The 15,616-nt window shown below is 68.9% G+C and carries 15 protein-coding genes; 11 read left to right on the plus strand and 4 right to left on the minus strand.

What is annotated here, in order from left to right; all coding sequences use genetic code 11:
* Positions 1 to 13: 13 nt before the first annotated feature.
* The 3 genes from WME97_RS46060 (at position 14) to WME97_RS46070 (ending at position 3,758) form a co-directional block, all read left to right on the plus strand.
* On the plus strand, positions 14 to 874 hold the full coding sequence (locus tag WME97_RS46060; RefSeq protein ID WP_437547446.1) for an aldo/keto reductase family oxidoreductase: 861 nt from the start codon (positions 14 to 16) through the stop codon (positions 872 to 874).
* Positions 875 to 1,026: 152 nt separating this feature from the next.
* Positions 1,027 to 3,264: a hypothetical protein gene (locus WME97_RS46065; RefSeq protein ID WP_437547447.1), complete on the plus strand. Its 2,238-nt coding sequence runs from the start codon at positions 1,027 to 1,029 to the stop codon at positions 3,262 to 3,264.
* A 209-nt stretch (positions 3,265 to 3,473) separates the two neighbouring features.
* Positions 3,474 to 3,758, plus strand: coding sequence for a hypothetical protein (locus tag WME97_RS46070; RefSeq protein ID WP_437547448.1), 285 nt, complete (start codon positions 3,474 to 3,476; stop codon positions 3,756 to 3,758).
* 104 nt (positions 3,759 to 3,862) lie between these two features.
* On the opposite strand, the gene WME97_RS46075 is transcribed toward WME97_RS46070, so the two are convergent.
* The gene (locus WME97_RS46075; RefSeq protein WP_437547449.1) at positions 3,863 to 4,096 is read right to left on the minus strand and encodes a hypothetical protein; all 234 of its coding nucleotides are present in this window, start codon (positions 4,094 to 4,096) and stop codon (positions 3,863 to 3,865) included.
* A gap of 183 nt (positions 4,097 to 4,279) precedes the next feature.
* A complete protein-coding gene (locus WME97_RS46080; RefSeq protein WP_437547450.1) occupies positions 4,280 to 5,227 on the minus strand; it encodes a LysR substrate-binding domain-containing protein in 948 nt (315 codons plus the stop codon).
* A 276-nt stretch (positions 5,228 to 5,503) separates the two neighbouring features.
* Between WME97_RS46080 and WME97_RS46085 the strand changes: the two genes are divergently transcribed.
* Entirely contained in the window at positions 5,504 to 6,556 is a 1,053-nt protein-coding gene (locus WME97_RS46085) for an SMP-30/gluconolactonase/LRE family protein (protein WP_437547451.1), read from the plus strand.
* Between the two features lie 157 nt (positions 6,557 to 6,713).
* On the opposite strand, the gene WME97_RS46090 is transcribed toward WME97_RS46085, so the two are convergent.
* The gene (locus tag WME97_RS46090) at positions 6,714 to 7,613 is read right to left on the minus strand and encodes a LysR family transcriptional regulator (protein WP_437547452.1); all 900 of its coding nucleotides are present in this window, start codon (positions 7,611 to 7,613) and stop codon (positions 6,714 to 6,716) included.
* A 126-nt stretch (positions 7,614 to 7,739) separates the two neighbouring features.
* On the opposite strand from WME97_RS46090, the gene WME97_RS46095 reads away from it, so the two are divergent.
* The 7 genes from WME97_RS46095 (at position 7,740) to WME97_RS46125 (ending at position 14,571) form a co-directional block, all read left to right on the plus strand.
* Positions 7,740 to 8,459, plus strand: coding sequence for a DUF998 domain-containing protein (locus WME97_RS46095; protein ID WP_437547453.1), 720 nt, complete (start codon positions 7,740 to 7,742; stop codon positions 8,457 to 8,459).
* A 77-nt stretch (positions 8,460 to 8,536) separates the two neighbouring features.
* Positions 8,537 to 11,452: a monovalent cation/H+ antiporter subunit A gene (locus tag WME97_RS46100; protein WP_437547454.1), complete on the plus strand. Its 2,916-nt coding sequence runs from the start codon at positions 8,537 to 8,539 to the stop codon at positions 11,450 to 11,452.
* Positions 11,453 to 11,797, plus strand: coding sequence for a Na+/H+ antiporter subunit C (locus tag WME97_RS46105; protein ID WP_437547455.1), 345 nt, complete (start codon positions 11,453 to 11,455; stop codon positions 11,795 to 11,797).
* Entirely contained in the window at positions 11,794 to 13,452 is a 1,659-nt protein-coding gene (locus WME97_RS46110) for a monovalent cation/H+ antiporter subunit D (protein ID WP_437547456.1), read from the plus strand. Before WME97_RS46105 ends, WME97_RS46110 begins: the two co-directional genes overlap by 4 nt.
* The gene (locus WME97_RS46115) at positions 13,449 to 13,946 is read left to right on the plus strand and encodes a Na+/H+ antiporter subunit E (RefSeq protein WP_437547457.1); all 498 of its coding nucleotides are present in this window, start codon (positions 13,449 to 13,451) and stop codon (positions 13,944 to 13,946) included. Before WME97_RS46110 ends, WME97_RS46115 begins: the two co-directional genes overlap by 4 nt.
* Entirely contained in the window at positions 13,943 to 14,221 is a 279-nt protein-coding gene (locus tag WME97_RS46120) for a K+/H+ antiporter subunit F (RefSeq protein WP_437547458.1), read from the plus strand. The genes WME97_RS46115 and WME97_RS46120 overlap by 4 nt, the downstream gene beginning before the upstream one ends.
* A complete protein-coding gene (locus WME97_RS46125) occupies positions 14,218 to 14,571 on the plus strand; it encodes a Na+/H+ antiporter subunit G (RefSeq protein ID WP_437547459.1) in 354 nt (117 codons plus the stop codon). Before WME97_RS46120 ends, WME97_RS46125 begins: the two co-directional genes overlap by 4 nt.
* On the opposite strand, the gene WME97_RS46130 is transcribed toward WME97_RS46125, so the two are convergent.
* On the minus strand, positions 14,568 to 15,545 hold the full coding sequence (locus tag WME97_RS46130) for a universal stress protein (protein WP_437547460.1): 978 nt from the start codon (positions 15,543 to 15,545) through the stop codon (positions 14,568 to 14,570). The two genes, WME97_RS46125 and WME97_RS46130, sit on opposite strands and share 4 nt — an antisense overlap.
* Between the last annotated feature and the right edge of the window lie 71 nt (positions 15,546 to 15,616).

Here is a 15,616-nt window from a genome sequence, read left to right on the forward strand (position 1 = left end):
ACCGTCGACAGCCATGACGGATCTAGCCAAGGTCGGGACGTTCAAGATGGGCAGTCGCACGGTGAAGCGCTTCGGGTACGGAGCCATGCAGCTCGCGGGGCCGGGCGTGTTCGGACCGCCGAGAGACCGCGATGCCGCGCTCGCCGTGCCGCGCGAGGCGGTGAAGCGCGGCGTTGATCACATCGACACGAGCGACGTGTACGGGCCGCACGTCACGAATCAGATCATCCGCGAGGCGCTGCACCCGTATCCGAGGGATCTGGTGATCGCCACGAAGGTCGGCGCAAGGCGCGGCCCACAGGGATCCTGGGAGCCGGCGTTCGCCGCCGAGGATATCGCGAGCGCGGTCCACGACAACCTCCGGAATCTCGGCGTCGACGCGCTCGACGTCGTGAACCTGCGCGTCCTGTTCGACGCGCAGGGCCCCGCGGAAGGCTCGATCGAGGCGCCGCTCTCCGCGCTCATGAAGCTGCAGCGCGAGGGCAAGGTCCGCCACATCGGTCTCAGCAACGTGACCGCGAAGCAGGTGGAAGAGGGGCGCGCGATGACCGAGATCGTGTGCGTGCAGAACCTGTACAACCTCGCGCACCGGCAGGACGACGCGCTGATCGACAGCCTCGCCGCGGCGGGCATCGCGTACGTGCCGTTCTTCCCGCTCGGCGGCTTCTCGCCGCTCCAGTCCTCGACGCTGTCCGACGTCGCGCGCCAGCTCGGCGCGACGCCGATGCAGGTCGCGCTCGCGTGGCTGCTGCGGCGCTCGCCGAATATCCTTCTCATTCCCGGGACGTCGAGCGTCTCGCACCTGCGCGAGAACCTCGCGGCGGCAGATCTCGAGCTTTCCGACGACGCGATGAGAGCGCTCGACCGTATCTAGAGCACGCTCAAGGTCGCATTGTCCCGCTCACTCGGGTGGTAGAAGGGGAGGGGACGCACAGCAACTTCGATTGTGCAGACTCGAGCCCTGCGACGCCCCCTGGAGCCGCCTTGGAGATGAATGGCCGGCGGATCGGCGGCATCGAAGGCGCCATGCACACGAGAACCACCCAGATTGTCGCGGTGTCGTTCGTCGCTCTCCTCGGCTGCTCCGACGCAGGGGGCGGAAACCTCGGCGGAGGCGGAGCTGCTTCTGGAACGACGACCGGCGCGGAGGGCGGCACCGGGGGCTCGGGCGGCGAGAGCTCCGCGTCAGGCGCCGGGGGCTCGGGCGGCGAGAGCTCCACCTCGGGCTCGGGCGGCGCCGGGGGCCCGGGCGGTGAGAGCTCCACGTCAGGCACCGGCGGCGAAGGAGGCGGCGGCGAAGGGGGCAGCGCCGCCTTCGGGCCGTGCGGCACAGCAGGCACCTCGTTCGGCCCTCCGGGGGCCTTTCTCGATCTCGGTCACCAGAAAGGCCTCCGCCGGCTCTTCGTCTCCGGAAGCCGCGTGCTGAGCTGGGACTACGATCGCTGGATGCTCTGGGATACCGACTCCAGCGCTGCGATCGCCGACGGACACGCGCCGGGCGGCTTCGACCCCGGCAGCCCGAACCTCGGGATCCCGCCGTTCGAGCTGCCGGGCGGCGTGGTCCTCCGCGGCAACCTCGTGCTGATCCAGACGGACCCCGAGCACGCCTTCGAGCTGCGCAGCGCCATCGACGGCTCCGTCCTGGCCTCCGTGACCACCGAGTACGACCAGGCGGGGCTCGCGAGCGACGGCAGCTACGCCTGGACGCGCCGCCAGTCCACCAGCACGATCACGCTCTGGAGCACCGCGGGGGTCGAGCGCTGGTCTGCAGCGGTGAGCCACCACGGCGACGTCCACGCGGCGCCGGACGCGCTCCGGATCGCACCGGAGCCTCCTGTTCCCCTGCAAAACAGCATCGCCGTGCTCCCCGCTGACGGCTCGCCTCCCACGGTCACCCCCGAGCTCTCGGGCTCATTCCACTCCTGGTTCCAGGATGGCGAGCGATTTCTCACCACCGTCGGCACGACGGTGCGCGTGTACTCGAAGGCGGCGACCCAGGAGGGCATCGTCAACCTGCCGTCGACCACGCAACTCGCGGGGACGCGTGACTATTTCTGGATGCTCGCGGACAACAGAGCGGGCTCTCCGCTCATGGTCTATCGCGTCGGAGGCGGAGCCGTCCCCGTCGCCGAGTACCCTGACCGAGCCGACTATCGCTACACGTTCGCGCCGACCGAGCGCGCGCTCGCGCTGCTCCACAAGCAAGCGTCGAGGATCGACATCATCGATCTCGACGGCCCCGAGGTGACCCTGAGCGAACACGTGCCGCCGCTGGTCGATAACGCCCGCGTCCACATCGACCAGGACCTGCGCCTGGCGGTCTCGAACGCGTACGGCGCGATCTCGTACAAGGGCACCCTCACCGATCCGGAGGGCTCGGGGCTGCTCGGCTGCGGCGCGCTCCACTCGGTCGCAGGCGCTCCCTCGGGGCACGTGGCTCTCGCGACGGGTTCGGGCAAGACGCTCGTCTATGATACGGCGGCGCTCGACGCCGGGCCCTCGGCGGTCGTTCCGTTCCACAGCAACAAGGTGCTGCTCTCGGCGGACGGCGGCCTGCTCGGGGCGCGCGCCGCCCTCGATTCGATGGTCACCGACAAATCACTCCGTCTCTTCTCGCTGCCGGACGGCGCGCAGCTCGCCTCGCTCTCGCGCGAGGAGGTGATTCAAGACTTCTCGATGTCCTTCGACGGCAGCACGGTCGGCCGCACCTACCGCGTCGACTCGTACAGGACGGAGCGCGTCGTGAGCGACTGGGCGGGCAGCGCGCCGCTCTTCCAGGACACCGGGCACCGGCCGGCGCCGCTCGTCTCCCCCGACGGTCACCACTTCGTCGTCACGGACTCCGCCCCCTCGGAAGGCTGCGGGTTCACGCAGCTCTACGAGGACGGCGCGCTCGTCAACGTGGTGCCCGGCTGCGCGATCGGCTGGATCGACGACACCCGCGTTCTCGTCCAGTCGTACACCCGCTTCCCCCAGAGCAGCCCCTGGACGTACCAGGCCTCCACGATCTACGACGAGCTCGGCAACCCGGTCGACGCGCCTCCGCTGCCGAGGATCCCCATCCGCACCAGCTCCGAGGATTTGAGCGACAACTACGGGATACTGCGGGTCTCGGCGACGGCGCTCTACTCGCGCTACGACGGCGTCCTCTATGACATCGAGACAGGGGCGGCGCTCGCGACCTTCCCGGGTTCGCGAAGCGCCGTCGCCGGCGCCTTCATGGTCCATCCGTGCGGCTACGGCGTGTGCGCAGAGACGTACTGAGCCGGCGTGCGGCGCCCGGTTCAATCTCCGCCGGATTCCAGCAAGACGCGAACTCAAAAATCGACATGGGCCCGTGCCCAGACTGGCTCCGTCACGTTCTTCCCAGGGTGAAGGGGCCGGCGACAACGGCGGGCCGCTTCCGGGGCGCCGCGCTGCATGGGCCGGCCGGCTCCCCTCCATCCACACGTTGCGAGCTGCAGGGCTGGACCATGCGCACTACTTATCTCATCGCGTCAATTTTCCTTGCGACCGCGCTCCTCGCGGCCGGCTGCAAGACGGGGACATGCGCGGATGCCGTCGAGCACGCCGAGGCCTGCGGGGTCGACGGCCTCGAGCTCGAGGACGATCTCGTCGGCTGCTCCGATCACGAGGCGTGTCGCGCGTCGTGCGTGCTCGACGCGCCCTGCGACGAGATCAAGGCGTCGTTCGCCGGCGGCACGGACCGGAGCACGGAGGTCTGGCGCTGCTACGAGCAGTGCCCCATCTCCGATTGACGGCCATTCCATCGATCGATGACGGCCCGGGGTGGGGCGAAAGGGGGTGGGGCGAAAAGGCGGGCGCGTCGCCGCAGGCGACCGACCCGGGCGGCTGATGCCGGTCACCAGCCGGATTTCTCGTCCTCGCCCAGCACGCCGCCGATCAGGCCGGCCGCGCCGCCCACGGCCGCGCCGCCGGCGCCTCCGAGGAGGCCTCCGGCGAGCGCCCCCTTGGCAGCGCCTCCGGCGAGCTCGTCCTCCGGGGAGGACTCCCTCGTTTCTCTCTTCGCCGCCGGGTCCGCCTGCTGATGCTGGCTCGTCGCAGGTGTCGCCTTATTCTTCTGCTGCTTTTTCATGTTGATCTTCGAAGCAAGCCTCGTACCAGCGGAGACGGCTGGCCGCCGGAGCGGGGCGCTCTCCGTTCGGCCTGGTGGATCGCGCCTGAGGTCGCCGCCGCAACGGGCAGGCGCGCTTCAGCAGATGATCATGTTGCCGCGGTCACTCCACAGCCTGCGGGCAGATCGGGCAATCGGGGCTTGTCATGTCCGAGCTGCTTTGGATTTCCTTCTCCCCGGCGCGGCGCTTGCTCCTGCCTCGTTCCCCAGGCGCTCGACGAGGAGCTCCACGAACGCCCGGACCTTGGCGGGCTGGTGGAGGTGGTGAGGGAAGACGACGAAGATCGATATCTCTTGCCCGACATGGCTCAAGAGCACAGGCTCGAGCCGACCGGCTGCCAGATCCGCTGCTACGGCGAAGTACGGCAGCATCGCGAGGCCGAGCCCGTCTACGAGCGCTTGCCTGAGCACGACGACATTGTCCACGACCAGATTGCCCCTGACCGGCACGGCGAGCGTCTCCGCGCCGGACTCGAAGACCCACTCGCTCGACTGCCCCGAGAGACGGATGCAGTTGTGCCGGACGAGATCGCCGGGCACCTGCGGCGCGCCGTGGCGCGCGAGGTAGCCGGGCGAGGCATAGACCCTACGACGGTAAGACCCGATCCTGCGCGCGACACGCGCCTCATCGAGCTGCCGCGCGAAACGCACCACGACGTCGAAGCCCCCGCCGATGACATCCACGAGGCTGTCGGAGAGGGAGAGCTCGAGGCGGACCTGCGGGAAGCGCGCCGCGAAGTCGCCTAGCAAGGGAGCGATCTTCAGTATGCCGAACGAGATGGGCGCCGACACGCGCAAGAGCCCCTCGGGGACCCGGCTCACGCCATGCATCGCGGACGCGGCCTCGTCGGCGGCTGTGAGGATACGCTCGCAGCTCTCGTAGAGCCGCACGCCCTCCTCGGTGAGCGCGAGGCGCCGCGTCGAGCGGTGGAGCAGCCGTACGCCGAGCCGCTCCTCGAGCGCCGCGAGTCGCGCGCTGACGACCGACTTCGAGAGCCCGAGAACGCTCGCCGCGCCCGTGAAGGACTTGCGCTCCACCACGCGCGCAAAGATCGCCATCGAGAGGAGATCGTCCAGGGAGGTGGTCAGCATTGTCCTGTGAGCAGAACAGTTTAACCGGCGGAGGACTCTACCGCAACGACGAAGGCCGCTTCATCTTCAGGCCGTCGCCATCGCCATCGACGGCGCGCGCGCGGCGCTGCCGCCTGTCGCGGGCGCTGGCGAGACCTCGCGGCGCGAGGGCGGACGCTCATTCGCTCATTCGCTCATTCGCTCGTTCGCGCGGGCACGACCTTTCACGGTCCTTCACGTCTCACCGAGGGGCGGCAGCCGCCCTGATAGTAAATGCATCTTACCGAAGGAGCTCTCATGAAATCGACCATGGTACTCTCCCGCTCGATCCTCCTGACGGCGCTGGGGCTCAGCGCATCTCTCGTCGCGTGCGGCGGAGACAACACCACGAGCAGCGGCAGCGGCGACAGCGTCTCGACGCCAGAGCTCAATGTTCACGCCGAGCTCGATGCAGCGAAGTTCCAGCTCCCCGAGGGGCTCTGGGTCACCGCCGACAGCAAGACGGCGTATATGGGCTATGCCCTGACCGGCGAGATCGTCGCCGTCTCGCTCGCTGACAACAAGGTGTCTGCCTTCGCCACCGTGCCGGCGCCGCCCGCGAACACGGGCTTCGTCACCGGCATCACCCAGTCTGCTGCCGGCGATCTCTACGTGGCCGCCGCGTCGCTCGACCCGGCGTCGTACGCGCCCGGCATCTACAAGATCCCGGCGGCGGGCGGTCCGGTGACCACGGCCTTCGCCACCGACGCGGCCATGAACCTGCCCAATGGGCTCGTCTTCGACGAGGATGGCAACCTCTTCGTCACGGACTCGGCCCTGGGCGCGATCTTCAAGATAAGCCCCGACGGCAAGACGGTGACCAACTGGCTCACCGATCCTTTGCTCAAGGGGGACATCGCTGCGACGAACCCCTGCAAGACGGTCCTCGGCATCCCGTTTGGCGCCAACGGCCTCGCGCTCTCGCGCAGCGCCTTCTACGTGGCCAATACGGACAAGGCGGCGCTCATCAAGATCCCGATCAAGGCCGACGGGACACCGGACGTCGCGGTCGAGTTCTCCACCTCGGATCCGGCGACATGCCTGCCGCTCCAGGGCGCCGACGGCATCACCGTGGACGCCGACGGGAGCATCCTTGTCGCCGGCAACGGGGGCAACGCGCTCGTCCGGGTCGGGACAGACGGCAAAGCGGCCGTGCTCGCCAGCGGCGGCTTGCTCGATGGGCCCGCGAGCGTCGCGCTCGCGACGTTGGGCTCGGAAAAGCACGCCCTCCTCACCAACTTCGGGCTCATCACGCTGCTGTCGATGAAGACCCCGAAGGTGGGCCTGCTCTCCTACGGCCCGCTCCCGTGATCGTCGCGAGCCTCCGCGTAGGCCCAATCGAGCCAGGGGGTGAGCGCTTCGAGATCGCTCGCCCTGCGACGGAGCAAGCGGAGGTCGGATGGGCCGAAAACGGCTCGCCAGGCGCCGTCCCCGCGGCGCTTGACCCGGGCGAACGCTCCACGGCTCCCTATGCGCAGGATCCATGCACCGAATTCGTGATCTCGAGGAGCGACCGCACGAGCGGGTCCTTGTCGTCCATGGCGCGCCACACCGAGCGGCCAAGGATGACAACATCGAGGTCCCGGACCCGCTTGAACACCACCCCGGCAAGGAGCGTCGCCGCGGCGCTCTCGGGAAACAAGCTGAGACCTTCGCCGCTCGCCACGAGCATGAGGATCACATCGCTGCTGGCCTCCTCGTGGGCCAGCTCGAGCGGTTGACCGTGCGCTCGGAAGGCGGCGATGATGTCGTCGTGGAGGCGCGGGCCCTCCTTGCGCGGAGGCCAGAGGAAGCGCTCCTGCTTCAGGTCCGCGACCCTCAGCGTGCGCCGTGCAGCGAGGCGATGGCTCTTCGACATCACGACGCCGACGCGCTCGCGATACAGCACGCGGAAGCGGAAGAGCGGGTCGTCTTCCGGTGAATGATAGCCGTATCCGACCGAGATCTTGCCATCGCGCAGCGCGGCGACCTGCTCCTCGCTCGGCAGCGGCCGAAGGCGCACCTCGACGCGCGGATGACGCGCGCGGAACGCCTGCACGATCCGCGGCAGCAGGAGGGTGTCCGCCAGGGCGCCGTCGAATCCGACCACGACCGTCCCGATACGGCCTTGCGCCGTCGCGCGGGCGTCCTCGACCGCGAGCGCGGCGCGAGCCAGGGTCGCGCGCGCACCTTCGAGGAAACTCCGGCCGGCGGCGGACAGCTTCACCCCGCGTCCCGAGGGCACGAAGAGCTCGACGCCGATCTCCGCTTCGAGCTGAGCGATTTGCCGGCTCAAGGGCGACTGCGAGACGTGAAGCTGCTCGGCCGCCCTCCCGAAGTGCTCCGCTTCCGCGACGGCGATGAAGTACCGCAGGTGACGTAGCTCCATGTTTCAGATCTATCAGGTCTGAAACCGTTGCGATCAATGTCATGGTGGTCTCGAACGCGACGGTGCAGGCTGTTCGACATGAGGCGACACGAGAGAGGCCCGGCGGCTCACTCCGAGGCGAACCCGATGATGCAACGTCGCCCCGCCGGCGCGGCGCTCGTCGCCGGGGCGGTGATCTTCTTCCTCGCCGAGCTCATCGCCGCCGCGGCATGGACGGACCCTCCCTACAGCTACACGCATCACTACATCAGCAACCTGGGAGTCCGTGGCCCCCTCGAGGCTCTTGGCCAGTTCATGAACTCGCCGCTCGCGTGGGTCATGAACACCGGGTTCCTCCTCTTCGGGATCATGTTCTTCCTTGGTGTCGCCGCGCTCGAGGGTCTGCGAGGCTGGCGCCGCTGGGCAGCGCTCCTCCTGGGAGCTCTCGTGGCGCTTGGCGGCGTCTTGCTGGCGCTCAACCCCGGCTCCGGAGAGCCGCCCGACGGCGCGGTCGACTATCACAGCCTGGGCGCCTTCGCGTCCATCGTCGGAGGCAACGTGCTCGCGATCTTTCTTGGACGCCAGCGCCAGCAGATCGGAGTCACTCCGAAGGCCGGGAGGGCCATGGTCGTCCTCGGCGTGTTCGGGCTCGCCTCGATGGTGGCCTTCCTCGCGGTCGCCAGCTCGGGGGCCAACGTCCTCATCGGCCTCGTCGAGCGCTGCGCCGTTTATCCCATCCTGGTCGGCTTCCTCTGCGCGGGGACGTCGATCTGGAATCGCAGGGCCGCTCATGCAGCTTCGCGGCCTCTGCCTTCGAGCGCGGCGAACGCGCGGGCAGCGACGTCGCACAGGGCGAGCTCTGCCTGACCGACATCGCCGCGCAGGCCGCGACCCTCCCACCTTTTGGCTGAAACCGGCGCGGTCGGCAAGTACACTCGCGCGCCATGCCTGTGGTCGCCCTGCTCCTCTTGCCATTTCTCGGGAGCGTGCTCACCGCGCTCCTGCCGACGCGGGCACGGTCCGAGCTTGCGGCTTGCGCAGGGCTCGTGTCGGCCGGCGCGGCGGCCTGGGTCATCAGCCTTTTCCCGCGGGTTCGTGACGGGGGCGTGATTCGCGAGACGATCTCGTGGGTGCCTTCGCTCGGTCTTGATCTGGTCCTTCGGATCGACGGGTTCGCGTGGATGTTCGCCGTGCTCATCACCGTCATCGGCGCCCTCGTCTGTCTGTACGCGCGCTACTACATGTCCCCCGAGGATCCGGTGGCGCGCCTGTACGCGCTCTTCCTCGCGTTCATGGGCGCGATGCTGGGCGTCGTGGTCTCGGGCAACCTCGTTCAGCTCGTCCTCTTCTGGGAGCTCACGAGCCTGGTTTCGTTCCTGCTCATCGGCTACTGGCATCACCGGGTGGACGCGCAGCGGGGCGCGCGCATGGCGCTCACCGTGACCGGCGCGGGCGGGCTCGCGCTCCTCGGAGGCGTGATCGTCCTCGGCCACATCGTCGGCAGTTACGATCTCGATGTGGCCCTCGCCTCGGGCGACAGCGTGCGGGCACACCCGCTTTACCCGGTCGCGCTCGTCCTCATCCTGCTTGGTGCGCTCACCAAGAGCGCACAATTCCCGTTTCATTTCTGGCTGCCGCGGGCGATGGCCGCGCCGACGCCGGTGTCCGCCTACCTGCACTCGGCGACCATGGTGAAGGCGGGCGTGTTCCTGCTCGCGCGGCTCTGGCCAGCGCTCTCGGGGACCGAGCTGTGGTTCTGGATCGTCAGCGGCGCGGGCACGACGACGCTCCTGCTCGGCGCTTACATCGCGATGTTCCAGAACGATCTGAAGCGCGTGCTCGCCTACTCGACCGTCAGCCACCTCGGCCTCATCACGCTCCTCTTCGGGCTCAACAGCTCGCTCGCCGCCGTCGCCGGCGTGTTCCACATCATGAACCACGCGACGTTCAAGGCCTCGCTGTTCATGGCCGCGGGCGTCGTCGACCACGAGACCGGGACGCGCGACATCCGTCGCTTGAATGGGCTGATTCGTGCGATGCCCCGCACCGGCACGCTGGCGCTCGTGGCGAGCGGCGCGATGGCCGGCGTTCCGCTGCTCAACGGCTTTCTGTCGAAGGAGATGTTCTTCGCCGAGACGGTGTTCCTGTCCGCGCACCCCTCGGTCGAAGTGGGGCTCCCGGTGCTGGCGACGCTCGCGGCGATCTTCGCTGTCGTGTACTCGCTGCGCTTTGGCTACGACATCTTCTTCGGCCCGCCCTCGACCGATCTCCCTCGCCAGCCGGAGGAGGCCCCGCGGTGGATGCGGACGCCGATCGAGCTCCTTGTGCTCAGCTGCCTCATCGTCGGCGTCGCGCCGGCGATCTCCATCGGGCCATCGCTCGCAGCGGCCGCCCGCCCCGTGGTCGGCGGGACGCTCCCGGACTACAGCCTCGCCATCTGGCACGGCTTCAACCCGCCTTTCGTCATGAGCCTCGTCGCGATCTCGGGCGGCGTCGTCGGGTACCTCTGGCTGCGAAGGCATCAGGAGCAGGGGCGGCTCCAAAATACGCCCTTCGTCGAGCGGCTCAACGGAAGGCGGCTGTTCGAGGGCGCGCTGCTCGGGCTCACGCGCCTCTCGCGGAGGGCGCTCCGGCTCGTCGGGACTCGACGACTTCAGACGCAGATGTTCGCGATCATCGCGGTCGCGCTCCTCCTCGCGCTCCTCGCGGCGCAGGGCGTCCCGCTGGAGTGGGGCGACCGGGACAGGCTCCCCGCGTCGCCTGCGTTCGTGATCTTGTGGGGCATCGGCGCGGTCTGCGCGGTCGGCGCTGCCGTGATGGCGAAGTTCCACAGGTTGATCGCGATCACCTTGATGGGCGGCGCAGGCCTCGTCACCTGCCTGACGTTCATGTGGTTCTCGGCGCCCGACCTCGCCCTCACACAGGTCGTCGTGGAGGTCGTCACCACCATCCTGTTTCTGCTCGGGCTGCGCTGGTTGCCGATGCGCATCGAAGGAATTTCGAGGCCAGTCACGGCCCGCGACAGGGTGCGGCGCGCGCGCGATCTGCTGCTCGCGATCAGCGCCGGCGGCGGTCTCGCCGCGCTCTCCTATGCCATGCTGACCCGGCCGGCGCCGCACAGCATCTCACCGTTCTTCCTCAGCCGCGCGCTGCCGGAGGGAGGAGGCGCCAACGTCGTCAACGTCATGCTCGTCGACTTTCGTGCCTTCGACACGCTCGGCGAGATCACGGTCCTCGGCGCGGTCGCGCTCACGGTCTACGCCCTCCTGCGCCGCTTTCGACCGCCGCCGGAGAGCATCGAGCAGCCCCAGCAACAGAGAGCTTTGCCGGCCGATATCGTCACCGACCTCATGAAGCCGCGCACGGCCGAGGACGCCGAGCGCGGATACATGATGGTGCCGGCGGTCATCGCGCGCGTGCTCCTGCCGGTCTCCGTCCTCGTCGCGGCGCACTTCCTTCTTCGTGGGCACAACGAGCCAGGCGGCGGCTTCGTGGCCGGCCTCGTCGTCGCGATCGCCATGCTCATGCAGTACATGGTCTCGGGGGCGCTCTGGCTGGAGGCGCGCGCGCGCCTCCGTCCGGCGCGCTGGATCGCCGCTGGGCTGCTGCTCGGGGCGACCACGGGCCTCGGCGCGCTCGCCGTCGGCTATCCCTTCCTCACGACGCACACGGCGCATGTCAGGCTGCCGCTGGTCGGCGAAGTCCACCTGCCGAGCGCCACCTTCTTCGACCTCGGCGTGTTCGCGGCCGTCGTGGGGGCGACGCTCCTCACCCTCACGGCGCTCGCTCACCAGTCGCTGCGCGCGCACCGGCGATCGACGCAGGGTCCAGCGTCGTCGACGAGCAGGGGCACGAGCTAGATGGAAGCCCTGCTCGCGCTCGTCATCGGCGTGCTCGGCGGAGCCGGGGTGTGGCTCGTGCTGCGCCCGCGAACCTTCCAGGTGATCATGGGGCTCACGCTGCTCTCGTACGCGGTGAACCTCTTCATCTTCAGCATGGGGAGCATCTTCATCGACAAGCCGCCGATCGTGCGACCTGGAGTGCCTGCCGACCTCCAGCACTACACGGATCCGATGCCGCAGTCCCTCGTGCTCACGGCCATCGTGATCGGGTTCGCGACCACGGCGCTCTTCCTCGTCGTGCTCCTCGCCTCGCGCGGCCTCAGCGGCACCGACCACGTGGATGGAACGAGGGAGGAGCCATGACCGAGCGCTTCCCGCACCTCATCGTCGCGCCCGTCGTGCTGCCGCTGATGACGGCGGCCCTGTTGCTTCTGCTCGGTGAGAAGCGCAAGCGCGCCAAGTCGATCGTCAACGTCAGCGCGGCCCTGGCGGGCCTCCTCGTGGCGCTGGAGATCCTGCGCGGCGCCGACGCCGGCGGTTCGTCCGGCGCCGCTCTCGTGTATCTCATGTCGAACTGGGAGGCGCCTTTCGGGATCGTGCTCGTCGCGGACCGGCTCTCGGCGCTCATGCTGGTGCTGGTCGGTGTGGTGAGCCTCTGCGCCGCCCTGTACGCCGAGGCCGCGTGGGGTCGCGCGGGCGCGTACTTCCATGCGCTCTTCCAGGTTCAATTGATGGGGCTCAACGGCGCCTTCCTCACGGGAGACCTCTTCAACCTCTTCGTGTTCTTCGAGGTGATGCTCGCGGCGTCGTATGGCCTGCATCTTCATGGGTCGGGGTGGCCGCGGGTGCGCTCGGGGCTCCACTACATCGCGGTGAACCTGCTCGCGTCGTCGCTCTTCCTCGTCGGCCTCGCGGTGCTCTACGGCGTCGTGGGCACGCTCTCCATGGCCGACATCGCCGAGAAGCTCGCGCTCGTCCCGGCGCGCGATCGCGGGCTCCTGCATGCAGGCGCGGCCGTCCTCGCCGTGGCGTTCCTCATCAAGGCGGCGATCTGGCCCCTCAACGCCTGGCTGGTGCCGGCCTACACGGCCACGAGCGCGCCTGTCGCGGCGCTCTTCGCGCTGATGACCAAGGTGGGCATCTATGCGCTCGTGCGCTCGTGGACGCTGTTCTTCTCCGCGGGCGCTTCAGCGCAGTTCGGGGGGACAGCCCTGCTCTACGCAGGGCTCGCGACCATCGCCTTCGGCGCGATCGGCCTCATGGCGTCCATGTCTCTCGGGCGCATCGCGGGCTTCTCGGTGATCGTGTCGTCGGGGACGCTCCTCGCGGCGCTCGGGACGGGGACCCCCGCGGTGACGTCGGCGGCGCTGTTCTACATGCTGAGCGCCACGCTGGCGGTGAGCGCTCTCTTTCTCCTCGTCGAGCTGGTGGAGCGCGTCGGCTCCGATGGACAGCGGCGGGCGCCGGACCTCGATGTGGAGCCGGGCGAGGACACCAACCTCGATGAAGAGGAGGCGCCGCTCGTCGGCCAGGCGTTTCCGGTGTCCATCGCGTTGCTCGGCCTGGCGTTCATGGTCTGCGCGCTGCTCGTCGCGGGGCTGCCGCCGCTCTCGGGCTTCGTCGCGAAGACCTGGTTGCTGACAGCCCTCCTGTCGCCCCGAGGGGACGGCCACGCGAGCGCCAGCGCCCCCGTCTCGCCCGCCGCGTGGACCCTCTTTGGGCTGCTGCTCCTCTCGGGGCTCGCGGCCACCATCGCCCTGGCGAGGGCGGGCATTCGACACTTCTGGTCGACGGCTGGACGGCTCCCGCCCCGCTTGAAGGGCGTCGAGGCCGCCTCCGTCCTCGGCCTCCTCCTCTGCTGCATCTTGCTCACGCTGTACGCTGAGCCGGTCATGCGCACAACGCGCGCGACAGCCGCGGGACTGCACGCGCCGAAGGCGTACATCGAGGCCGTCCTGTCGATGAGGCCTCGTCCGGGACCGACGCGTCCGGTGATCGAAGCGGAGGGGGCGCCGTGAGCTTCCTCAAGAACATCGTGCCCGCGCCGCTGCTGTCCGCGGCTCTGTTCGCTTTGTGGCTGGCGCTCGCGCGCTCCACGAGCGCGGGCCAGATCGTCCTGGGGCTGGGGCTCGCGCTGGCGGTGCCGCTCCTTACCTCGGCCCTGCGACTGACGAACGTCCGGGCGCGGCGACCGCTGGTCGTCGTGCGCTTCATCCTGAGGGTCGGCTACGACGTTCTGCTCTCGAATTTCGAGGTCGCCTGGGGCGTTGTCACATGGCAATGGCGGCGACCGCGGTCGAGGTTCGTGATCGTGCCCCTCGAGCTGCGTGACCCCGTCGGGCTGGCCGCGTTATCCATGGTGACGACCGTGGTTCCGGGCACCGTGTGGTCGGAGCTCGCGCTCGACCGCCGCGCGCTCTTGCTGCACGTGTGGGATGTCGGTGATGAAGGCGCCTTCGTCGCCCGCTTCAAGGCTCGCTACGAGGAGCCTCTCAGGGAGATCTTCGAATGAGCGCACTCCTGTCTGGCGCGATCGCCTTCGCGCTCGGCTGCTACGCCGTCGCGTCGGTCCTGGTGGTCATCAGGTTGATCCGGGGACCGCGGGCGCAGGATCGCGTGTTCGCGCTCGACCTGCTCTACTTCCACGCGATGCTGGTCATGCTGGTGCTTGGTATCCGTCACCGGAGCGACACGTACTTCGAGGTCGCGTTGCTGATCGCGCTCTTCAGCTTCGTGAGCTCATCCGCGATGACGAAGTTCATCCTGCGCGGGGAGGTGATTGAATGAACCAGCTCCCCCTCTCGGTCGAGGCGGCGGTCGCTGCGTTGCTGGTGCTGAGCGGCCTGTTCGTGGTCATCTCCGCGTTCGGGTTCCTGCGCCTGCCAGACTTCTTCCTGCGCATGCATCCCCCTGCGCTGGCGTACACCTTCGGCAGCTGGTGCGTGGCGCTGGCAGGCATCCTCTACTTCTCGATGATCGAGTCCCGGCCCGTGCTGCACCCGTGGCTCATCGTCATCATGCTCTCCATCACGGTCCCTGTGACCACGGTGCTCTTGGCGCGTGTGGCGCTGTTCCGCCGCCGCGCTGCGGGAGCCGCCGACGCTCCGCCCCCGCTCACGCCACGCCGCGACCCCTAAGGGCGGTTCGAGGCCGGGGAGTCGGCGCGCGGCAGAGCAGGCACGATCAGCACGTCGCTGGCGACCTCACGCAGCACGTCTCCAGCGACCGTCCCGAGGAAGGCGTGAGCGACCCCGGAGTAGCCGTGGGTGCCGAGCACCAGGAGGTCGCTGTCTGCCTTCTTGACCGCCTTCTCGATCACGCGCCGCGCGGAGCCGCATCGAACATGCATCTTCCAGCGCGGCGCGTCTGCTGGCTGCACCTTCGCCTGCGCGAGCGAGGCAGCGAGCAGCTTCACGAGCTGCTCTGTAGCTGCTCGCTCGAGCTCGCGGCTCCATGCCTCTGCGTCCTCCTCCGAGAGGCTGCGATAGATGGCTCCGCGATAGGGAGTGTCGAACGCATGGATCACCGTGACACGCGGCCGCGGGGTCGGAATCAGCCGGAGCATCAGCGCGAGCACATCCGTGGATCCTTGCTCGAGATCGAGGGCGACCGCGGGCAGGCTGTACGCCGCGCGAGGAGCCAGCCGGACCGCCAGGACCGGGAGCTGCCCGCGGCGGATGACGCGCTCCGCGGTCGAGCCGAGAAAGGTGTCCCGGAGCGCGCGGCTGCCGCCGCGACCCATGACGATGAGCTCGGCCCCCGTCGAGGTCGCGCAGCCTGCGATCTCCGCGGCCGCGCTGCCGACCTTCACCACCGGTTCGACGTCGACGCCCTCGGGCAGGGTCTTTGCGAGATGCCGCGCCTCGTTCACGAGTGATTTTCTGGCATCCTGCTCGGCGCGGTCCTGGGCCCTGGCGGGGAGGTTGCCGGGAACGACGTGGAGCAGCGTGACGCGAGCTCCATCGGCCAGAGGCAGAAGCGCAACTCGGCCGAGGACGCGGTCCGAAATGGCCGTCAGATCGACGGGGACGAGCAGCGAATGGAAGCGCTCGGCCTCGTCCATCTCGGGCTGCCCTTTGCCTGCCCCTGGCTTCTTCAGACTCTCGGTCATCGTGTGGCCTCCTCTCGATGAAGCAGGTCCCTCCTCGGCGAACGCCCTCCACCGCGCCTGGAACAGCCGAT

This window comes from Sorangium sp. So ce367, assembly GCF_051520455.1.
In the GTDB taxonomy this organism is placed as follows: domain Bacteria; phylum Myxococcota_A; class Polyangia; order Polyangiales; family Polyangiaceae; genus Sorangium; species Sorangium cellulosum_B.